Source organism: Pseudarthrobacter sp. 902506025, assembly GCF_040702325.1.
Classification (GTDB): Bacteria; Actinomycetota; Actinomycetes; order Actinomycetales; family Micrococcaceae; genus Arthrobacter.
The window spans coordinates 100340-121598 of record NZ_JBFBKW010000002.1; the positions used below are offsets into that span (position 1 = coordinate 100340).

At 66.0% G+C, this 21259-nt stretch carries 18 protein-coding genes; 5 read left to right on the top strand and 13 right to left on the bottom strand.

Annotation, left to right across the window (positions count from 1 at the left end):
* Positions 1 to 6: 6 nt before the first annotated feature.
* Genes AB0280_RS04270 through AB0280_RS04295 form a run of 6 tightly spaced genes read right to left on the bottom strand, consistent with a single transcriptional unit; the run spans position 7 to position 6365 of the window.
* On the bottom strand, positions 7 to 810 hold the full coding sequence (locus tag AB0280_RS04270) for an HpcH/HpaI aldolase family protein (protein ID WP_366366286.1): 804 nt from the start codon (positions 808 to 810) through the stop codon (positions 7 to 9).
* Entirely contained in the window at positions 795 to 1580 is a 786-nt protein-coding gene (gene hpaH / locus AB0280_RS04275; protein ID WP_364402057.1) for a 2-oxo-hept-4-ene-1,7-dioate hydratase, read from the bottom strand. Before hpaH ends, AB0280_RS04270 begins: the two co-directional genes overlap by 16 nt.
* A 2-nt stretch (positions 1581 to 1582) precedes the next feature.
* Entirely contained in the window at positions 1583 to 2662 is a 1080-nt protein-coding gene (gene hpaD / locus AB0280_RS04280) for a 3,4-dihydroxyphenylacetate 2,3-dioxygenase (protein ID WP_366366288.1), read from the bottom strand.
* A 55-nt stretch (positions 2663 to 2717) separates the two neighbouring features.
* The gene (gene hpaE, locus AB0280_RS04285; protein ID WP_366366289.1) at positions 2718 to 4229 is read right to left on the bottom strand and encodes a 5-carboxymethyl-2-hydroxymuconate semialdehyde dehydrogenase; all 1512 of its coding nucleotides are present in this window, start codon (positions 4227 to 4229) and stop codon (positions 2718 to 2720) included.
* An 11-nt stretch (positions 4230 to 4240) separates the two neighbouring features.
* Entirely contained in the window at positions 4241 to 4906 is a 666-nt protein-coding gene (locus tag AB0280_RS04290; RefSeq protein WP_366366290.1) for a GntR family transcriptional regulator, read from the bottom strand.
* Positions 4899 to 6365: a fumarylacetoacetate hydrolase family protein gene (locus AB0280_RS04295; RefSeq protein ID WP_366366648.1), complete on the bottom strand. Its 1467-nt coding sequence runs from the start codon at positions 6363 to 6365 to the stop codon at positions 4899 to 4901. The genes AB0280_RS04290 and AB0280_RS04295 overlap by 8 nt, the downstream gene beginning before the upstream one ends.
* A gap of 229 nt (positions 6366 to 6594) precedes the next feature.
* On the opposite strand from AB0280_RS04295, the gene AB0280_RS04300 reads away from it, so the two are divergent.
* Positions 6595 to 8517: an FAD-binding monooxygenase gene (locus AB0280_RS04300; RefSeq protein WP_366366292.1), complete on the top strand. Its 1923-nt coding sequence runs from the start codon at positions 6595 to 6597 to the stop codon at positions 8515 to 8517.
* On the opposite strand, the gene AB0280_RS04305 is transcribed toward AB0280_RS04300, so the two are convergent.
* From AB0280_RS04305 to AB0280_RS04330, 6 genes are all read right to left on the bottom strand, one after another.
* Positions 8490 to 9344, bottom strand: coding sequence for a prephenate dehydratase (locus AB0280_RS04305; protein WP_307491842.1), 855 nt, complete (start codon positions 9342 to 9344; stop codon positions 8490 to 8492). The genes AB0280_RS04300 and AB0280_RS04305 overlap by 28 nt on opposite strands.
* Before the next feature lie 51 nt (positions 9345 to 9395).
* Positions 9396 to 11309 carry an amylosucrase gene (locus tag AB0280_RS04310; protein ID WP_366366294.1) on the bottom strand — a complete coding sequence of 638 codons (1914 nt, stop codon included), beginning with the start codon at positions 11307 to 11309 and terminating at the stop codon, positions 9396 to 9398.
* A gap of 69 nt (positions 11310 to 11378) precedes the next feature.
* A complete protein-coding gene (ppgK, locus tag AB0280_RS04315) occupies positions 11379 to 12176 on the bottom strand; it encodes a polyphosphate--glucose phosphotransferase (protein ID WP_307491992.1) in 798 nt (265 codons plus the stop codon).
* A gap of 104 nt (positions 12177 to 12280) precedes the next feature.
* Complete coding sequence (locus tag AB0280_RS04320) at positions 12281 to 13213, bottom strand: carbohydrate ABC transporter permease (protein WP_224023412.1); 933 nt, start codon at positions 13211 to 13213, stop codon at positions 12281 to 12283.
* A complete protein-coding gene (locus tag AB0280_RS04325; protein WP_370871808.1) occupies positions 13210 to 14145 on the bottom strand; it encodes a carbohydrate ABC transporter permease in 936 nt (311 codons plus the stop codon). Before AB0280_RS04325 ends, AB0280_RS04320 begins: the two co-directional genes overlap by 4 nt.
* Positions 14146 to 14184: 39 nt before the next feature.
* On the bottom strand, positions 14185 to 15462 hold the full coding sequence (locus AB0280_RS04330) for an ABC transporter substrate-binding protein (RefSeq protein WP_307491834.1): 1278 nt from the start codon (positions 15460 to 15462) through the stop codon (positions 14185 to 14187).
* Positions 15463 to 15551: 89 nt separating this feature from the next.
* Here AB0280_RS04330 and AB0280_RS04335 point away from each other — a divergent pair, with 89 nt between their 5' ends.
* Together AB0280_RS04335 and AB0280_RS04340 are read left to right on the top strand one after the other, a co-directional pair.
* Positions 15552 to 16784 carry an ROK family transcriptional regulator gene (locus AB0280_RS04335; protein ID WP_366366297.1) on the top strand — a complete coding sequence of 411 codons (1233 nt, stop codon included), beginning with the start codon at positions 15552 to 15554 and terminating at the stop codon, positions 16782 to 16784.
* A 41-nt stretch (positions 16785 to 16825) separates the two neighbouring features.
* Positions 16826 to 17878 carry a tartrate dehydrogenase gene (locus AB0280_RS04340; RefSeq protein ID WP_307491831.1) on the top strand — a complete coding sequence of 351 codons (1053 nt, stop codon included), beginning with the start codon at positions 16826 to 16828 and terminating at the stop codon, positions 17876 to 17878.
* A gap of 19 nt (positions 17879 to 17897) precedes the next feature.
* Here AB0280_RS04340 and AB0280_RS04345 read toward each other — a convergent pair whose 3' ends face one another.
* Positions 17898 to 18566 carry a GntR family transcriptional regulator gene (locus AB0280_RS04345; RefSeq protein WP_159630237.1) on the bottom strand — a complete coding sequence of 223 codons (669 nt, stop codon included), beginning with the start codon at positions 18564 to 18566 and terminating at the stop codon, positions 17898 to 17900.
* 125 nt (positions 18567 to 18691) lie between these two features.
* Here AB0280_RS04345 and glyA point away from each other — a divergent pair, with 125 nt between their 5' ends.
* A complete protein-coding gene (glyA, locus tag AB0280_RS04350; RefSeq protein ID WP_307491828.1) occupies positions 18692 to 20032 on the top strand; it encodes a serine hydroxymethyltransferase in 1341 nt (446 codons plus the stop codon).
* Positions 20029 to 21249 carry a sarcosine oxidase subunit beta family protein gene (locus tag AB0280_RS04355; RefSeq protein ID WP_307491827.1) on the top strand — a complete coding sequence of 407 codons (1221 nt, stop codon included), beginning with the start codon at positions 20029 to 20031 and terminating at the stop codon, positions 21247 to 21249. Before glyA ends, AB0280_RS04355 begins: the two co-directional genes overlap by 4 nt.
* Positions 21250 to 21259: the final 10 nt, after the last annotated feature.

Below are 21259 nucleotides of genomic sequence, written 5' to 3' on the forward strand. Positions count from 1 at the left end.
GGAAGGTCAGTAGCTGGCAGGGGCGTCGCCGCCGGCGGGTTTGATGTACTTTGCGGCGAGGGCTTCGGAGCCGCGGGCCAGGATGGCGACGTCGGCGCCCACCAGGATGAAGTCGGCGCCGTTCGCGAGGTAATGCTTGGCGGTGTCCGGGTTGAAGGCGTTCACGCCAGCGGGCTTCCCGGCCGCTGCGGCAGCCGACAGGCAGTGGTCGACGGCGGCGCGCACCTCGGGGTGTTCCTGCTGTCCCAGCAGGCCCATGGAGGCGGCGAGGTCTGACGGGCCGACGAAGACAGCGTCCACGCCGTCCACCTTGAGGATGTCCTCCACCGCCGCCACGGCGGCGGTGGATTCGATCTGGACGGTGACGCTGATGGTCTCGTTGGCCCGGGCCAGGTAGTCCGGGACCCGGTTCCAGCGTGCGGCGCGGGCCAGCGCGGACCCCACTCCGCGGACGCCGTGGGGCGGGTAGCGGGTGGCGGCCACCGCGGCTTCAGCCTCGGCCACCGAGTTGACCATGGGTATCAGCAGGTTCTGCACACCCAGGTCCAGGTATTGCTTGATCACCACGGTGTCGTTGACCGGGGGCCGGACCAGGGTGTGGACCGGGTAGCCGTGGACGGCCTGGAGCTGGGCCAGGATGGATTCGAGCCCGTTGGGGCTGTGCTCGGCGTCCACCAGGAGCCAGTCCAGGCCCGATCCCGCGCACAGTTCGGCGACCAGCGGGCTGCCGGAGCAGACCCACATCCCGGCGAGAGGGCGGTCCGCCTGGGCCAAGGCGGACCGGAAGGTGTCCTCTATTCGAAACGGCATGTCACGCTCCCCAGGGGACCGTAGTCGGCGTGGACGGTGTCGCCCTTGTAGACCCACATGGGCCGGGTGAAGGACCCTGCCAGGATGATGTCCCCGGCCTTCAGGGCGTCGCCGTGGGCGGCGATCTTGTTGGCCAGCCAGTGGACGCCGTTGGCAGGGTGGTCCAGGACTCCGGCGGCCACACCGGTCTCCTCCACGGTCTGGTTCTTGTACAGGATGGCGGAGACCCAACGGAGGTCCACGGCGTCCGGCTTGACGGGGTTGCCGCCGATCACCATGGCGCCCATCGCGGCGTTGTCGGAGATGGTGTCCACGATGGTCCGGCCCTCCATCTCGATCCTGGAGTCCAGGATTTCGAGGGCCGGAACCACGTAGTCGGTGGCCTTCAGGACATCGAAGATGGTGACGCCGGGGCCCTTCAGCCCGTCCTTCAGGACGAACGCCAGCTCCACCTCCACCCGCGGGTGCGTGTACTTGTCCCACGCCACGGAGCAGCCAGTGTCCAGCACCATGTCATCGAAGATGGCGCCGTAGTCCGGTTCGGTGATGCCGGTGGCGGCCTGCATGGCCTTGGACGTGAGGCCGATCTTGCGCCCTACCAGGGTCCGGCCCGCGTCCTCGTTGCGGCGGCGCCACAGCTGCTGCACGGCGTAGGAGTCCTCCACCGTCATTTCCGGGTAGCGGGCCGTCAGGCGGGGAACAGGGGTGCGGGTCCGGCCGGCTTCCACCAGCTCGTCCGCGATGGCCTCAATCGTCTTTGGCTCCAGCATGGTTAGACCTGGACTCCCAGCTTGAAGCCCTCAGCGGCTTCACCTTCGGGCTTGCGGGTGTAGGAGAAGCCGTCGGCGCCCACGGTCACGGCCATCTCGGACTTTTCCTCGCGGACGATGACCGGCTGCGGGTTGCCGTCGAGGTCGAGGACCAGGGAGGCTTCGGTGTACCAGGACGGGACCACGGGGTTGCCCCACCAGTCGCGGCGCTGGTTGTCGTGGACGTCCCAGGTGATGGTGGGGTTGTCCGGGTCGCCGGTGTAGTAGTCCTGGGTGTAGATCTCGATGCGGTGTCCGTCCGGGTCCAGGATGTAGAGGTAGAAGGCGTTGGAGACGCCGTGCCGGCCGGGGCCGCGTTCGATCCTGTCGCTGATGCGCAGGGCGCCCATCTTGTCGCAGATCTGGATGATGTTGTGCTTCTCGTGCGTGGCGAACGCGACGTGGTGCATGCGCGGGCCGTTGCCGCCGGTGAGGGCGGTGTCGTGCACGGTCTGCTTGCGGTGCATCCACGCGGCGTAGGTGACGCCGTCGGAATCCTTGATGTCCTCGGAGACGCGGAAGCCCAGGTCCTCCAGGTACTTGCGGCCCTTGGGGACGTCCGGGGTGACCTGGTTGAAGTGGTCAAGGCGGACCAGTTCGCCGGCGGAGTAGAGGTCGTAGCGCTGGGTGAGGCGTTCCACGTGCTCTACGTCGTAGAAGAACTCGTAGGGGAAGCCCAGCGGGTCCTCCACGCGGACGGAGTCGCCGACGCCTTTGGTGAAGCCTTCCTTGCGGCGCTCCACCCGGCAGCCGAGTTCCTTGTAGTAGGCCTCTGCGGCGTCCACCTCGGCGGGGGACTTCACGCGGTAGGCGAAGGCGGCGACGGCGGCCACCGGTCCCTTGCGCAGCACCAGGTTGTGGTGGATGAACTCCTCGAGGGAGCGCAGGTAGATGTTGTTTTCGTCTTCTTCGGTGACGTGCAGGCCCAGGACGTCAACGTAGAACTCGCGGGACTTGGGGAGGTCCGTGACCACGATTTCCATGTAGGCGCAGCGGACGATGTCCGGTGCCGGGACGGTGGGGGTGGGGACGAAGTTGGTCATTGGATTCTCTCTTCTTTGAAAGGGGGCGTGGAAAGTAGGACGGCGGCCGGTTGGCTTAGGCGCCGAATTTGGGGGTGTGGACGGTGCCGAGCGTGATGTGCACGGCCTGCTGGTCGGTGTAGAAGTCGATCGAGCGGTAGCCGCCCTCGTGGCCCAGGCCCGAGGCCTTGACGCCGCCGAACGGGGTGCGCAGGTCGCGGACGTTGTGGCTGTTCAGCCACACCATGCCGGCTTCGACGTTCTGCGAGAAGTTGTGGGCCCGGGTGAGGTTCTGGGTCCAGATGTAGGCGGCCAGGCCGTACTTGGTGTTGTTCGCCAGGGCGAGGGCCTCGTCGTCGTTCTCGAACGGGGTGATGGCCACGACCGGTCCGAAGATCTCTTCCTGGAAGATCCGGGCGTCGGGGGCGACGTCGGCAAACACCGTGGGTGCGATGTAGTTGCCTTCGGGCAGGTGGCCGGGGCGGCCGCCGCCGGCCAGGAGCCGGCCCTCGGACTTGCCGATCTCCACGTAGGATGCCACCTTCTCGTAGTGCTCGGGGTGGACCAGGGCGCCCACCTGGGTCTTGGGGTCGTGCGGATCGCCCACCACGATGTTCTTGGCCCGGGCGGCGTACTTTTCGCAGAATTCGTCGTAGATGGCGCGCTCCACCAGGATGCGGGAGCCGGCGGTGCAGCGCTCGCCGTTGAGGGAGAAGACGCCGAACAGGGCGGAATCGATGGCGGCGTCCAGGTCGGCGTCGGCAAATACGACGCAGGGGGACTTGCCGCCGAGCTCCATGGAGAGGCCCTTGAGGTTGGTGGCGGCGTTGCGGAAGATCGTCTGGCCGGTGGTGGTCTCGCCGGTGAAGGAGATCAGCGGGACATCTGGGTGCTTGACCAGCGCGTCGCCGGCTTCCTCGCCCAGGCCGTTGACCAGGTTGAAGACGCCATCGGGCAGGCCGGCGTCCTTGAAGATGGTGGCCCACAGCGACGCGGAAAGCGGCGTGAACTCGGCCGGCTTGAGGACCACGGTGTTGCCGGTGGCCAGGGCCGGGGCCAGCTTCCAGGACTCGAGCATGAACGGGGTGTTCCACGGGGTGATCAGTCCGGCCACGCCGATCGGCTTGCGGTTCACGTAGTTGATCTGCGAGCCCGGGACCTTCATGGCGTCGTCGAACTGGGCCACGATCAGGTCAGCGAAGAAGCGGAAGTTCTCGGCGGCGCGGAGGGCCTGGCCCTTGGCCTGGGTGATCGGCAGTCCGGTATCGAACGTTTCCAGTTCGGCGAGGCGGGCTTCCTGGGCCTCGACGGCGTCGGCGATCCTGTTCAGGATGCGGGCGCGCTCGCGGGGCTTCATCTTCGGCCAGGGGCCGTTCACGAACGCGTCGCGGGCGGCGGCGACGGCGAGGTCGATGTCTTCCTTTTGGCCGGCCGCGGCGGTGGCGTAGTTCCTGTTGGACACCGGGTCCAGGACGTCGAAGGTCTTGCCGCCCACGGAATCGACGAACTGGCCGTTGATGTAGTGCTGGATGTGGGTGGGCAGGTCCTCAGGGACGTAGTGCTTGGCGGTTTCTACTGAGGTCGTCATCGTTGAAGTCCTTACTGGTGCTTTGCTTGGGCGAGATATGCGTCAAGGGTTGCCGAGCGGTGGAGCCGGGCGGCTTTTTCGATCTGCTCTGCGTCGGCTCCGGTTTCGATGAGCTTCAGCAGGTTTTCGTGTTCATCCACGGAATCGCGGGCGCGGCCCGGGACGAAGCGGAACGTGGAGGACCGGATGGCTGCGAGCCGGTTCCAGCCGCGGTGCACCAGGTCCAGGATGTGCGGGTTGGGGCAGTGCTCGAACAGGACGCTGTGGAAGTCCTGGTTGAGCTGCGTGAACCGGACGGGGTCGAAGTGGTCCAGGCACTCGCGCATCTCTTCGTTCACGGCGCGGGCCCTGGCCACGGCTGCGGGATCGATCAGCGGGGCGGACAGCGCTGTGGCGGCGCCTTCCACGATGCTGAGGGTCTGCATGGTGTAGAGGTATTCGGTGGGATCAATGCCGGCCACGGTGGCGCCCACGTTGCGTTCGAACGTCACCAGGCCCTCGGCCTCGAGCCGGCGGATGGCTTCGCGGACGGGGACCACGCTGAACCCCAGGTCCTTGGCGATGGAGCCCAGCACCAGCCGGTAGCCGGGGGTGTAGGCGCCTTCGACAATCCGGGCCTTGACGGCCTGGTAGGCCTGCTCGGACTTGCTGCCGGCAACCATGGTGGCCTCAGTCATTGTGGTTTCCTGCTTCCCACTCCTGGTACCGGGCCTGCCATTCAGCGTTCATGGGGTAGAGGCCGTCAACGCTGTTGCCCTGCTTGACCATCTCGAAGATGAAGGTTTCTTCCTTCTCCTGCTGGATGCAGTCCGCCACCAGTTCTTCGGCGATGGCCGGCGGGATCACCAGGATGCCGTCGGAATCGGCCACGATGATGTCGCCGGGCTGGACGGTGGCTCCGCCGCAGGCGATGGTGATGTCCGTGTCCCACGGGATGTGGCGGCGCCCCAGAACGGCCGGGTGCGGGTTGGCGAAGTAGGTGGGCATTTCCAGGTCCGCCACGGCGGAGTAGTCGCGGACGCCGCCGTCGGTGATGATGGCAGCGGCGCCGCGGACCTGGGCGCGGAGGGCCAGGATGTCGCCCACGGTGCCGGTTCCCTTTTCGCCGCGGGCTTCCATGACCAGGATTTCGCCTTCGTTCACGGAGTCGATGGCCTTCTTTTGGGCGTTGAAGCCGCCGCCGTGGGTCTTGAACAGGTCCTCGCGGTTGGGGACGTAGCGCAGGGTGCGGGCCAGTCCCACCACGCGGCGGTCCGAGCGGGTGGCCTGCAGTCCGTCGATGCTGACGTTGTTAAGGCCCCGCTTGCGCATCTGGGAGGACAGGGTGGCGGTGGCGACGGACTCCAGCTTGGCTTTCAGCTCCGGAGTGAGGGCAGGCGCGACGGCGGCAAGCCCCGCCGCTTCACGGGAACCGTAGGCTTCCTCCCGCTGCAGGTCATCGACCTTGGGCCGGGCACCAAAGTCCGCGAACGCCGTCGTGCCTTCCTCAACGGTGGTGACCAGCCGGCCGGTGGTCAGGCGGCCGTCCACCGTCTCCACTTCCACTTCCAGCATGTCGCCCGGCTTCGCGACCGAGGCGCCGGCCGGCGTGCCGGTGAGGATGATGTCGCCTTCCTCGAGCGTGAGGAGCTGGGAGAGGTCCGCCACCAGCCGGGCGAACGGGAAGAGCAGGTCCCCGGTGGTGTCGTCCTGGACCAGGTCCCCGTTGTGCCAGGTACGGATCCGCAATTGTGAAGGGTCGACGGCGTCTGCCGGAATCAGTGCCGGGCCCACCGGGGTGAACCCGTCCCCGCCCTTGGACCGGAGGTTGGAGCCCTTGTCCGCCCAGCGCAGGTCGTACACGCCGAGGTCGTTGCTGGCGGTAATGGCCGCAACGTGGCTCCACGCATCCTCGATGCTGACGCGGCGGGCGGCCTTGCCGATGACCAGGGCGATCTCGCCCTCGTACCCGAGCAGTTCGCAACCGGCCGGACGCTCTACGGGGCTTCCGCCTAGGGCCAGCGAACTGGAAGGCTTGAGGAAGTAGGACGGCTGGGCCGGCGTGCGGCCACGCTGCGCCGCCCGGCTGGGGTAGTTGATGTGCACTGCGATCACCTTGCGTGCTGCCGCCAGGGTGTCGCCGTTGACCTGCTCCAAAGCCTTCTCCTCATCAGGTACGAAATCGTATACGATCACTATCACCCATCGGGCGCAGACCGTCAACCCCCAATTTTCCGGGCTTTTGACGAGTTGACCGATGGCACTTGTAGCCCGGATCACATGGGGCGTACAGTGGAAGCCAGATTTATAGTTTCGATTATCGAATCACGTGTTCTGATATAGAACACAGTCCCGATAGTCATCCACAACGAAGTGAGGAAAGCCCGTGCAGTTCCACCACCACGGATACGTATCCGGTGACCCCCGAATCCAGCCGGCGGCCGGCGTCGGCCTTAACCGCCCCGAGGAACTTCCTGACGAAGTGGACGTCCTCATCGTGGGCACCGGACCTGCCGGCATGCTCGCCGCGGCCCAGCTGTCCATGTTCCCCAACGTGACCACCCGGATCATCGAACGCCGCCCCGGCAGGCTCGCCATCGGGCAGGCCGACGGCATCCAGGCGCGCAGCGTGGAGACGTTCCAGGCCTTCGGTTTCGCGGAGCGGATCATCGCCGAGGCGTACCGCATCACCGAAATGGCGTTCTGGAAGCCGGATCCCGCCAACCACGCGAACATCATCCGGACTGCCCGGGCCGTGGATGACGAGATGGGCATCAGCGAGTTCCCCCACCTGATCGTCAACCAGGCCCGCGTGCTGGACTACTTCGCGGAATTTGCCGCCAACTCGCCCACACGCCTCAAGCCTGACTACGGCTACGACTTCGAGGGCCTGACGGTGGCCGCCGAGGGCGACTACCCCGTCACCGTGACCCTCCGCCACACCGCCGGACCCAACGAAGGCCAGGAACGGATTGTCCGCGCCAAGTATGTGGTGGGCGCGGATGGTGCGCGCAGCAAGGTGCGCCAGGCCATCGGCTGCACCCTTGCCGGCGACCAGGCCAACCACGCCTGGGGTGTCATGGACACGCTGGCCGTCACCGACTTCCCGGACATCCGGACCAAGTGCGCCATCCAGGGTGCCGAGGGCAGCATCCTGCTGATCCCGCGCGAGGGCGGCCACCTGTTCCGCATGTACGTGGACTTGGGCGAAGTGGATCCGAACAGCCAGCACTCGGTCCGCAACACCACCATCGAGGAGATCATCGCCAAGGCCAACGCGATCCTGCACCCCTACACGCTGGACGTCCGGAACGTCGCGTGGCACAGCGTCTACGAGGTGGGCCACCGGCTCACGGACAGGTTCGACGACGTCCTGCCGGCCGAGCGCGGCACCCGCACCCCGCGGGTGTTCATCACCGGGGACGCCTGCCACACCCACAGCGCCAAGGCCGGCCAGGGGATGAACGTCTCCATGCAGGACGGCTTCAACATCGCGTGGAAGCTGGGCCACGTGCTGGAGGGCCGCAGCCCGGAGAGCCTGCTCACCACGTACTCCGAGGAACGCCAGGTGGTGGCCAAGAACCTCATCGACTTCGACAAGGAATGGTCCACCATGATGGCCAAGAAGCCGGAGGAGTTCGAGCACCCTTCCGACCTTGAGGACTTCTACGTGCAGACCGCCGAATTCCCTGCCGGCTTCATGACGCAGTACACGCCGTCCCTGATCGTTGGGAGCACCGACCACCAAGACCTGGCCACCGGATTCCCCGTGGGCAAGCGCTTCAAGTCGGCACCCGTGGTCCGGGTGGGGGACACCAACCCCCTCCATCTGGGCCACCACGCCACCGCCGACGGCCGCTGGCGGATCTACGTCTTCGCCGACCCCGCCCTGCCGGGCACCAACTCGGCAACGGACATGCTCGCCGAGTGGTTCGCGAACTCTCCGGAGTCCCCGCTGGCCGCCACCCCTGCCGGCGCCGACCCGGACGCATGGTTCGACCTGAAGGTCATCTACCAGCAGCCGCACACCGCCGTCGACATCAATGCCGTGCCCGCCGTCTTCAAGCCGCTGGTAGGCCCGTTCAAGCTGACCGACTACGAGAAGGTGTACGCCACGGATCCCAAGGCGGACATTTTCGACCTCCGCGGCCTGGATCGCAGCGGCGTTGTGGTGGTGGTCCGCCCGGACCAGTACGTGGCCAATGTCCTGCCGCTGACGGCAACCGCGGAGCTGGGCGCGTTCTTCACGCCGCTGCTGAAGGCCGCCCCCACGGCACCGCGTCAGGCGGTTGCGGCCGCGGCCCGGTAGTCGGCCGCGGCGTACACGCCGAGGATCCGCACCTCGGTGGTGAAGAAGTCCAGTTCCTCGAGGGCCAGCTTCAGCGGCAGGTCCTCGGGGTGGCCTTCGACATCAGCCATGAACATGGTGGCGGCGAACTCGTTGCCCACCATGTAGCTTTCCAGCCGGGTCATGTTCACGCCGTTGGTGGCGAAGCCGCCCAGTGCCTTGTACAGGGCGGACGGGACGTTGCGCACCCGGAACACAAAGCTGGTGACTGCCGGTCCGGGAAGTTCGTCCCGGACCGGCAGTGCCTTTTCGCGGGCCAGGACCACGAAGCGGGTGGTGTTGGAGGGGTCGTCCTCCACCCGGGAGGCCAGGACCTTCAGGCCGTAGATGTCGGCGGCCAACGGGGGAGCGAGGGAGAGCTTGCGCGGATCGTTCCATTCCGCCACCTCCCTGGCCGAACCGGCAGTGTCGCCGGCGATGACGGGCTTGAGGCCGTGCTCGCGGATCAGCTTCCGGCACTGGCCCAGTGCGTGGATGTGGCTGTGGACCTCCGTGGCGCCTTCAATGGTGCTGCCCGGGATGCCCAGCAGGTCGAAATGGATGGGCAGGAAGTACTCGCCCACGATCTGCAGGTTGGACTGCGGCAGCAGGATGTGGATGTCCGCCACCCGGCCGGCGATCGAGTTCTCGATGGGGATCATGGCCAGCTCCGCCTCGCCGCTGGTCACCAGCTCAAAGGCATCCTCAAAACTGGCGCACGGCACGCTTTCCATGTCCGGGAACATCTGCTGACACGCGATATTGGAGTTGGCGCCGGGCTCACCCTGGTACGCAATCTTGGAGGCCATGATCCGTATGGTTTCACGCCCCGGTGCCAGGTCCCAATCGCAGCCTCCCGGTTACCGCGGCGTGACGCGCAGCCAGAGGTATTGCCGGGGGAGGAGGGTGACGCCGTCGACCAGCTGCATGGTTGCTTCGGAGAGAAGGTCGACGGCGGCACGGGAGAAGCCGCCGAACGTTTCAGCCGGGAGGGTCTGGGCGTCGTCGCTGAAGTTGGCCAGGGCCAGGACGGTGGGACCGTCCTCCGTCGCGCCCGGCCGCTGGTAGCCGAGCACTGCGCGGTTGTTGGTGCCGAAATCGATCAGCGTGGTCCCCGCCAGTCCGGGGGTGCTGGTCCGGACCTCGATCATCCGCTTCAGCCCGGCGTACACGGCTCCTTCCGGCGTGGCAGGGTCCAGGCGGCGGGCGTACTGCTCCGCGGGGAAATGCGGCCGGTGCACCCAGCGGCTATCCTCCTCGTGGCCGGGCTCGGACGCGTACCCATAGTCGTTGACCTGCCCCACCTCGTCGCCCAGGTACAGCAGCGGGACGCCGCCGGTGCTGAAGGGCACCGAATGGGCCAGGAGGATCCGTTCCACCGCCTCAGCGGGGTCCACCTCCATGCCGCACAGGGACGCCGTCGTGCCTGAAATCCGGCAGTCGCCGGTCTTGGGGTTGTCCTGGAACGGGACGCCGCGGGCAAAGCTTCCCGGGAAACGGTTGACGTAGAAGGAGTTCAGGAAGCGGCGGTGGTCGAAGCCGTTGATGCCCAGTTCGGCGGCGTCCTCATCGGCGAAGGTCCAGCCGATGTCGTCATGGCTGCGGACGTAGTTCACCCACGCCGTGCCCTCCGGGATGTTGTGCCGCCGGTGCAGTGCCTGGGCCAGGAGCGAGACATCCCTGGTGGCCAGGGATTCCCAGATGAGGGCCATCTGCAGCGGGTTGTAGGAAAGCTGGCATTCCCTGCGGTCGATGTAGAGCGCTACCTCGTCCGGGTGCACGATGGCCTCGGACTTGAACAGCAGCGCCGGAGCCGCCAGCCGGCACACCGCGTTGAACGCCCGCAGCAGCGTGTGCGCCTGCGGAAGGTTCTCGCAGGGGGTACCCAGTTGCTTCCAGATGAACGCCACCGCATCCATCCGCAGGATGTCAACGCCCTGGTTGGCAAGGAACAGCATCTCGGCAGCCATGGCCCGGAAGACCTCCGGGTTGGAGTAGTTCAGGTCCCATTGGTAGGTGTGGAACGTAGCCCAGACCCACCGGCCGTCCTCCATCCTGATAAAGGATCCGGGGTGGTTTTCCGGGAAGATCTCGCGGACATCCGCCTCGAAGGCGTCCGGGAGCGTCCGGTCCGGGAAGATCCAGTAGTAGCCGCTGTATTCCGGGTCCCCGGCGGCTGCCTTCCGGGCCCAGTCGTGCTCGTCCGAGGTGTGGTTGAAGATGAAGTCCACCACCAGGCTGATGCCGTTGTCCCTCAGTTCTGCTGCCAGGGATCGCAGCTGCTCCATGGTGCCCAGCTTTGGGTTGACCTCACGGTAGCTTGAGACCGCATACCCGCCATCCGAATGTGGTTCCGGCGCCAGGAACAACGGCATGAGGTGCAGGTAGGTGAGGCCCAGTTCCTTGAAGTACGGAATGCGGGCGCGGACCCCTTCGAGGCTTTCGGCGTAGCGGTCCACGTAGCAGACGCCGCCCAGCATCCGGTTGGACTGGAACCAGTCCGGGTCCGCCTCCCGTTCGGCGTCCAGGGTTTTCAGCTCCTGCGGGCGTTCCTGCCAGGAGGCTGCGCTCTGCACCACCAGCGCGGAGAGCTGATCCAGCCAGTCCGTCCGGTCACCGTACAGGGAATGGAAGAGGCTGCGGAGGGTGGGAAAGTGCCGGGCCATCCTCCGGTCGAAGTCCGGGTCCGCTGCGAGTCCGAGGCCACGTTCCCGTGCCAACGCGGACAGCACATACTGGCGCGCTTCTTCGTCCTCGTTAACGGTTCCCTGCATGCCACTGCCCCTTCCGGCCGACGCCGGGACGTCCGGCGGCATTTGTACTGAAGTATTCCACGTCACACTTCAGGTATTTTGGATGATCTCGTTGCCGGCAGCTGTTGCCTGCAGGGCAGCGCCCACCACGCCCGCCGAGTTTTCCAGCCTTGCCGGGATGACCGGGGTGCGCAGTGACAGGCGGGGCAGGTATTCGTGGCTGCACGCCGAGATTCCCCCGCCGATGATGATGAGGTCCGGCGAGAACAGGAACTCAACATGGGCCAGGTACCGCTGCAGCCGGCCGGCGTACTCCACCCAGTCGAGGCCTTCGTTTTCGCGGACGACGGCGGAGGCCCGGGATTCTGCCTTGAAGCCGCCGATTTCCAGGTGGCCCAATTCGAAGTTTGGCACCAGCCTGCCGTCCACGATGAGTGCCGATCCGATGCCTGTTCCCAGGGTCAGGACCAGGACGACGCCCTGGGTGGCTGCGCCGGCACCGTAGCGGGCTTCCGCTTCCCCGGCGGCATCGGCGTCATTCACGACCCCTACAGGCCGGCCCAGGTGGGATTCCAGGTAGGACTGGACATCAAGCCCGACCCAGCTGCTGTCCATGTTGGCCGCGGACCTGGCAACCCCTCGATGGACTATCGAGGGGACAGCCACCCCGACTGCCCGGGTACCAGTCCCCGGGCTTTCCGGCTCAAGATCCGCGATGAGCCGGGCAACGGTGTCCGCGACGTCATGCACCCTGCCGCCGGACGGCGTCGGGAGCCGGCGGACGCCGCTGCCCATCCTCCCGTTGGCCACGTTGACCACGGCACCCTTGATCCAGGTCCCGCCGACGTCGATTCCGATGCGAAAGTCCGCGGTTGTGCTGGATTCCACGGCTGCGCCGGGCGCCGGGTGTGAGGTCGCCGTGATGGGCACGATGCATTCCTTCAGGTTGTTCAGTGGGTGTCATGCCGGGGGGGCAGGTGGCGCGAGGCGCCTTACTTAACGGCACCCTGGGTGAGGCCGGACATGACCCACCGCTGGGTAAAGAGGTAGACGATGATGGCCGGCGCCATTGCCATCAGGTAGGAAGCGAAGGCCACGTTGTAGCTGTTGCTGAACTGCGTCTGGAAGATCTTTTGCAGCACGGGGATGGTCTGCAGTTCGGGGTCGGAAATGATGAGTGAGGGCATCATGAAGTCATTCCAGGACGCGATGAAGGCGAAGATCCCCACGGTTGCGCTCATTGGTCCGAGCAGCGGGAAGATGAGCCGCCAAAATACCTGCCACGTCCCGGCGCCGTCCATTCGCATGCTTTCCTCCAGTTCCAGGGGGATGGAGCGCAGGAACGCGGTGAACAGCATCGTGTTGAAGGCCAGGGCAAAAACGATGTGCAGGATCGCAACGCCGAGTGGATTGTCCAGCCCCACCATGCCCGTCAGTTGGATTTGCGGCAGTGCCACGACGGGGAACGGGATGAACATGGCTGCGAGCAGGTAAAAGAATGACCAGCGGAAGATCCGGCGGTCCCAGTTGCGGACTATGGCATAGGCGGCCAGCGCTGATACGACGATCTCTCCAACGACTGCCGTGGCGGATACGAAAACGGATATCGCGAAGCCCCGGGGAAAGTTCGTCAGCGTCCATGCCTGGCTGAAGCCTTCGAGGCTCAGGGGCGCCGGCAGTGAGAAGGCGTTGCCGTTGACGGCCTGCCCGGTGGTTTTGAAAGCCATGCTGACCGTTACGTACAGCGGGACGAGCACACCGAGCGTGCACACGATGAGGATGACGGTGGCGGTCCAGTTGGTGCGTTCGTGGCCGCTGCGGATCCGTCCCTTCCCGGCGCTTGCTGGTCCTGCGTTGATTGTTCCGGCGTTGGCTGGTCCTGCATTGGCCGGTCCTGCGGGGGTAGTGCGGGTCGCGTTGGTCATGCGATCCCTCCTTTGCCACGTGTGAAGCGAAGCTGTATGAGTGCGATGGTGATGCTGATGAGGAAGAAGATCACCGCGTTGGCCATCTGGTAGGCGTAGTCGCCGCCTTCAAAGCCCCGGAAGATGGCCATGGCAACGCTGCGGGTGGACACCCCGGGGCCGCCGTCGGTGAGGCCCACGATGATGTCGTAGGCGTTGAGGTAGTTCTTGAAACCAAGCACCGTGTTGATCACCGCGTACCCGGCAACCAGCGGCAACGTGATGTGCCGCAGGTTGTGCCAGGGGGTCGCGCCGTCGATGGAACTGGCTTCATAGACCTCCGGCGGGACCGTGAGGAGCCCCGCGATGTAGATCAGCATGGCGCTCGGGATCGACTGCCAGGCAGTGACGAAAACGATCCCCAGCCAGGCAAGGTCCGGGTTGGCGAGGATGCTCGTGGCCAGCGGCTCAATCCCCAGGCTCCTGCCCGCCAGTGGCAGCGAATTGGAGAAGAGGTACTGGAAGACAAAGGCGATGACGATGCCGGAGATCACCATGGGGATCACGAACACCGTGCGCAGCGCCGTCCGGAAACGGACCCGGGACGTCAGTCCCAGGGCCAGGAGGAACGCCAGGATGTTGACGACGATGACGGTCAGGAGCGAAAAGGCGAGGGTGAATCCGTAGGCACCCAGGACTCCTTCATCGCGGAAAACCGCGATGAAATTCCGAATGCCGATGAACTCGAAGTCCCCGAAGCCGACCGAATTGGTGAAGCTGTAGACGAAGCCGAGCACGGCGGGGAGCGTGACAGCGAGCGTGAAGATTGCGAGCGAGGGGAAGAGAAAGAAGTAATAAAGCGGGTCAACCCGGCTCTTCCGGGCACTTTTCACCTTCGGCGCCGCCGCGGGAGCCGCAGCCGCCCTGGTGGAAGTTCTGGTCATTGATGACATGGGGGAATCCTCGTTTCGTGCGTCGGGGCGGAAGTGCGGCTACGCCCGGAAAGCCAGGCGCGCCCAGTCGGCGTCCATCCGGCGCAGGGTGGCTTCGGGATCGGCGCCACCAATGATCGACTGGAGGTAGTTGGCCGCGGGAATCGTGTTCGGGATGAATTGCGATGCGCCCATGTAGAAGCGGCCTTCGTCGTAGTACTTCTGCATTTCGACGATGCGCGGATCGGTGACAGGGGGAGCGTCCTTGGCCGTGCCGAATCCCAGGAACTTGGCGTTGTAGGGGTTCTGGATTTCCGGCTGCAGAAGGTATTGGAGGAAGGCTCGCGCGCCTTCTTTTCCGTTCGCGACCTCGGGGACCCACAGTGAGAGGTCGATGTTCACCCGGACTTTGAGGTCGGCGGGGTCGGCGGTCATTGGCAGGGGAAAGGTGCCAAGGTCCAGGCCGGTGGCCGCCTTTTCGATTTCTCCGAAGGCCCACGGGCCCTGGAAGTACATTGCCGCCTGGCCCTGCGCCATGGCGGTGTTGCCGTCACCGTAGCCCCGGCTTGCCGCATCGGGATTGACGTACTTGGTCAGCTGGACCATTCGCTGCACCGGCTCCAGCAAGGTCTTTTGGAATGACACCTCGGAGTCCGGCCCCACATCCTCGCCGATCCCGTGCATCCTGGCGTAGAAACCGCGCACGTCCACCATGCCGCCCACCGTGTAATCGAAGAGGCCCTGCGCCACGGTCCACGGATCCCGGAAAGTGCCGTAGATGGGAGTGACCCCGGCTGACTTCAGCCGTTCGCACACGTCGATCAACTCGTCCCAGGTGGTGGGAACGGCCAGGCCGTGCTCCTGGAAGATCCGGCGGTTGTAGATGACGGACGCGGCCATGACCGAGTAGGGGATCACGCTGGTGCGGCCGGGGTAGCTGGGGTACCAGTTGGTAAGGTCCAGCACGTCATTCCGGATGGATGCGGCCTCGGGGAGATCGGAAAGGTCGGAGAGCGCACCGCGCTCCATGAACCGCGCCATCTCCAGGTTGTAGTTCAGGCAGCCAAGATCCGGGGGACTGCTGCGGACAAAGCTGGCGGACAGATTGGTGGCCATGTCATGCAGCACCCGGAACTGGTCCTGCGATCCGGTGAACTTCGCAGCCAGGTCACGGAAGTACGGAACGGCTTCGGGCTTGGACTGGTGGAATGTGATGGTGGGCCGCGTTCCCGCCGGGGCGCAGCCGGCCAGGCCAAAGGCAGCCAGCGCACCTCCCGCAGCGGCAAGGAAAGTACGTCGGGAAACGTGCGTCCCTGCGGACGTCAAAGGTGGCAACATCGGCTCCTGGGGGCGGTTGAGACAGTTTATTTGGATCTTATATTTAAGTCCTATACGAGGATGGGGGACGCAGGGGATATCGTCAAGGGGTGGACGGAACTACGGCGAGCTCGACCCAACTGTTACGGCAGATCAACTCGGTAGCACTGCTGCGCTTTGCCCTTCAGGAGCAGGTGTTCACGGCGGGTGAAGCAATGGCGGCCACCGGCCTGACCCGGGCCACGGTGCTCGGCGTATGCGACGGGCTTGTCCACGCGGGCTGGCTGGAAGAAGTGGGCGACGAAAGCGATGCCGGCCGCTCGAACAAGGGCCGGCCGGCCCGCCGGTACCGGCTGCGGGAAGCTGCCGGCGTAGTGGTGGGGCTGGACGCCGGCGAGAGCCGCCTGACAACCCTCGTTGCTGACCTGCGTGGCCGTGAGCTCGGCAAGCGGTGCCAGCGCATTGATTCACACATGCTGGGACGGGCCGGACGCCTTGCCGCTGCGGCCGAATTGATTGGCCGGACGCTGGAGGACGCAGGGTGCGATGCCGGAGACGTCATGCTGACGGTCGTCGGGGTTCCCGCGCCGGTTGACGCCGCCGGCATGTCTCCCGGGGGCGGCGAGTTCTGGCAGTTGATGAATTCCGGATTCACCGCTGGGCTTCCCGGTGAGGTGATGGTGGAGAATGACGCCAACCTCGCTGCCCTTGCGGAACAGGCACACGAGCCGTCAGCCAATGTGGCCACCTTGCTGTCGGGGGAGCGCTTTGGAGCCGGCCTCATCGTCGATGGACGCCTTCTGCGGGGGCGGCAGGGCGGTGCCGGCGAGATGCGGTTCCTGGACGTCTTCGACAATAAGCTCGTGTCCGACGAGGGAGGCTCCGACGGGCTCGGAGCGCTGGCCCGGACGTGGGCGCGTGCGGGAGTGCATGCCTACGGCGGCGCTACCTCTCTGCGGCAGATAAGCGAGGGGGACATCAGTGCGGAGGATGTGTTCCGGGCGGCCCGTGAGGGGGATCCGTTTGCGCGGGACATCATCGGGCGGCTGGGTGAACGGCTGGCCCGCATCACGGTGGCGCTCGCCAGCCTTCTCGATATTGAGCGGGTCGTCATTGCCGGCGGCATCTCCGGTGCCATCGAGCCCGTCCTGGAACGCGCGCGCGGCTTGCTGCCCACAGACTCCGGACTGCCGCTCCCGCGCATCGTTGCGAGTACCCTCGGGGCCGAAGCAGTAGTCCAGGGTGCCGTCGAATCTGCGCTCATCAGGATCAAAAGCGAACCGGCGGGATTTCTGCCGCGTGCCGCCCGTGCTGGAGCCTCGGCGTCGCCGACCCCGGCTTAGGCTTTACCCACACCCACGAACGCCGGAAAGACAGGAAAAACATGACCCGCACCTACACCATCGATTCGATTCCCGGTGATGGCATCGGCGTGGACGTCACCGAGGTAGCCATGGGGTGCGTGGATGCTGTGGCCGGGCTGCATGGCTTCACCGTCAACTGGCGTGTCCGTGACTGGAACAGCGACCTCTACCTCAAAACCGGCCGGATGATGCCCGTTGACGGCATTGAGCAGCTCGGCAGTGGCGACGGGATCTACCTGGGAGCGGTGGGCACCCCCGACGTCCCCGATGACGTGACGTTGTGGGGACTGCTGATTCCCATTCGCCGGGAGTTCGACCAGTACGTCAACCTTCGCCCCATGAAGCTGCTGCCCGGGGTCAAGGGAGCGATGCCGGGCCTCGAGGACCTGGACATCGTGGTGGTCCGGGAAAACGTTGAAGGCGAGTACTCGCAGATCGGCGGCCGCTTCGGTGCGGGGACGGACGCTGAATTCGCCGTCCAGGAGAGCGTCTTCACCAAAGCCGGCATCAGCAGGGTGGCCCGCTACGCGGCAGAGGCCGCAACGAAACGCGGCGGCATCCTGGTCTCGGCCACCAAATCCAACGGCATCATCCACACCATGCCGTTCTGGGACGAAGTGGTGGCCCGGACGGTGGAACAGTTCCCCGGCGTCACGGTGGACAAGGTGCTCATCGATGCGCTCGCGGCCCGGCTGGTCATGAAGCCCACCAGCGTCCGCACCATCGTCGCATCCAACCTGTTCGGGGATATCCTGTCCGACCTGGTGGCCGGAGTGGCCGGTTCCATCGGCATCGCCCCGAGTGCCAACCTGAACCCCGAGCGCCGGCACCCGTCGATGTTCGAGCCAGTCCACGGTTCCGCCCCGGACATCGCCGGCAAGGGCATCGCCAACCCCGTCGGCGCCCTCTGGGCTGCCGCCATGATGCTGGACCATCTGGGCGAGGCGGCGGCCGCGCAGTCCCTTACCGGCGCTTTCGAGTCGGCGCTGGCAGACGGCATCGCCACACCGGACCTGGGAGGCTCGGCCACCACGCTGGAATTCGCGCAGGAGGTACGGGCCCGGCTGGGCTAGCCGCGGTTGGACGCGACGGCTAGAGCACGTTCCGGATGGCCTGCTCGAAACTGGTGACGTGCTCCAGGGCGAGCTTGCCCGCCCGGTCCGCGTCGCCGTCGGCCACTGCCTCCAGCAGCTCAACGTGCTCGGCAATGTGGGACGCGACGGACGGTACCTTTTCCAGCACCATGCACCAGATGCGCGTGGCCAGGTTGTCGTAACGGATCAGGACGTCCTCGAGGTGCGCGTTCGCGGCGGCCCGGTAGATCAGCCGGTGGACCTTGATGTCGTACCGCATGAGGTCGTAGGGATCGTCGTCGTCGCCCATGGTGGAGATCGCGGCCGCGGTTTCCCGGATTTCCGCCCGCAGCGCCGGCGTTGCCAGCTTCGCGGCCCGGCGTGCGGCCAAAGGTTCCAAGGATTCGCGCAGCTCCGAAACGTCAGCGAGTTCGGTGATGTCGACGATGGTGGCGAACGTTCCGCGGCGGGGATAGGACACCACGAGGTGGTCACTTTCCAGCCGCTTGAGGGCTTCCCGGACCGGCGTCCGGCCGATCCCGAGCTCGGCGGCCAGTTTGCCGTCGTTGATTGCCTCGCCCGGCCGGATGTCCAGCATGATGAGCCGGTCGCGGAGGTGCCGGTAGGCCTGTTCGGAGAGTGAGAGGTCCCCGTCGCCGGCCAGGTGGTTCTCTAATGTGACGCTCATTTCGAGCCTTCCCAGGAGTGCTATTGACGTCCAAGTGATCTGGAACATACTATTACGACAGTTCTAATATATCAGTTACAGATCAGTTATAGGTCAGTAACTCCGAAGGGCTCAGAAGGAGAACAATGCAGGACGTACTGAACGCCTCGCTCGCCACGGTCGACGCCGACGTCGCCGCCGCTGTGGCACAGGAACTGCACCGCCAGCAGTCCACCCTGGAAATGATTGCGTCGGAGAATTTCGCTCCGTCCTCCGTCATGGAGGCCCAGGGCTCGGTGCTCACCAACAAGTACGCCGAGGGATACCCGGGCAAGCGCTACTACGGTGGCTGCGAGCACGTGGACGTCATCGAGCAGCTGGCCATCGACCGCGTGAAGGCACTCTTCGGCGCCGAGTTCGCCAACGTGCAGCCGCACTCCGGTGCCCAGGCCAACGCCGCCGCCATGTTCGCCCTGCTGAACCCGGGCGACACCATCCTGGGGCTCTCCCTGGCGCACGGCGGACACCTCACGCACGGCATGAAGATCAACTTCTCCGGCAAGCTCTACAACGTGGTTCCCTACCACGTCCGCGAGGAAGACCTCCGGATCGATATGGCCGAGGTGGAAGCCCTGGCCCTGGAGCACAAGCCCAAGCTGATCGTGGCCGGCTGGTCCGCCTACTCCCGCCAGCTGGACTTCGCCGAATTCCGCCGCATCGCCGACCTCGTGGGCGCCTACCTCATGGTGGACATGGCGCACTTCGCCGGACTCGTCGCCGCCGGCCTGCACCCCAACCCCGTCCCGTACGCGGACGTGGTCACCACCACCACGCACAAGACCCTGGGCGGTCCGCGAGGCGGCGTCATCCTGGCCAAGGAGGAATACGCCAAGAAGATCAACAGCGCTGTGTTCCCGGGCCAGCAGGGTGGTCCGCTGGAGCACGTTGTGGCCGCCAAGGCCGTGGCGTTCAAGCTCGCTGCCGCCCCCGAATTCAAGGAACGCCAGGAACGGGTGCTGCAGGGCGCCAAGCTGCTGGCCGAGCGACTCCTCAAGGACGACGTCGCAGCCGCGGGCATTTCCGTAGTCAACGGCGGCACCGACGTCCACCTGGTCCTGGTTGACCTCCGCAACTCCGAACTCGACGGCCAGCAGGGTGAGGACGCACTCCACCAGATCGGCATCACGGTCAACCGCAACGCCGTCCCCTTCGACCCCCGCCCGCCGATGGTCTCCTCCGGCCTCCGGATCGGCACCCCCGCCCTGGCCGCCCGCGGCTTCGGCGCCGCCGAGTTCACCGAGGTTGCGGACATCATCGCCACGGCGCTGATTGCCTCCGCCGGCACCGGCACCCTCCCCGGGGAAACCGCCGTCGAACTCCGGGAACGCGTGACGGCCCTGGCCGGCAAGTTCCCCCTCTACCCGCACCTCTCCGCCGACGCCAACCTGGCCGGCATCGAGGCAGACCTGATTGGAGCCGCCCAGTGAGCACCCAGCACCTTCCGGAGCACCCGGACTTCCTCTGGCGGAACCCGGAACCCAAGTCCTCCTATGACGCCGTGATCGTCGGCGGCGGCGGGCACGGCCTGGCCACCGCATACTTCCTGGCCAAGAACCACGGGATGACCAACATCGCCGTCCTCGAAAAGGGCTGGCTCGCCGGTGGCAACATGGCCCGCAACACCACCATCATCCGCTCCAACTACCTCTGGGACGAGAGCGCCGCCATCTACGAGCAGGCCCTCAAACTCTGGGAAATCCTGCCCGAGGAACTTGAGTACGATTTCCTCTTCAGCCAGCGCGGCGTCATGAACCTCGCCCACACCCTGGGCGATGTGCGCGAAAGCATGCGCCGCGTCGGTGCCAACAAGCTCAACGGCGTGGACGCCGAATGGCTGGACCCGCAGCAGGTCAAGGAACTCTGCCCCATCCTGAACATCCGCGACAACATCCGCTACCCCGTCATGGGCGCCACCTACCAGCCCCGCGCCGGCATCGCCAAGCACGACCACGTGGCCTGGGCCTTCGCCCGCAAGTGCGACGAAATGGGCGTTGACATCATCCAGAACTGCGAGGTGACCGGCTTCCTGAAGGACGGCGACCGCGTGGTGGGCGTCAAGACCAACCGCGGCACCATCAACACGGAGAAGGTGGGCCTCTGCGCCGCAGGCCACAGCTCCGTCCTGGCCGAAATGGCCGGATTCCAGCTCCCCATCCAGTCCCACCCCCTGCAGGCTCTGGTCTCCGAACTGCACGAGCCCGTCCACCCCACGGTGGTCATGTCCAACCACGTGCACGTCTACGTCTCCCAGGCGCACAAGGGCGAACTGGTCATGGGTGCCGGCGTGGACTCCTACAACGGCTACGGCCAGCGCGGCTCGTTCCACGTGATCGAGCAGCAGATGGCGGCCGCCGTCGAACTCTTCCCGATCTTCGCCCGGGCCCACGTGCTCCGGACCTGGGGCGGCATCGTGGACACCACCCTCGACGCCTCACCCATCGTGGGCCTGACCCCCGTGGAAAACATGTTCGTGAACTGCGGCTGGGGCACCGGCGGGTTCAAGGGAACCCCCGCCGCGGGCATGACCTTCGCCCACACCATCGCCACCGGCGCCCCGCACCAGCTGAACAAGCCGTTCTCTCTGGAACGCTTCGAAACCGGCGCCCTCATCGACGAACACGGCGCCGCCGCCGTGGCCCACTAGCCGCCGCCAC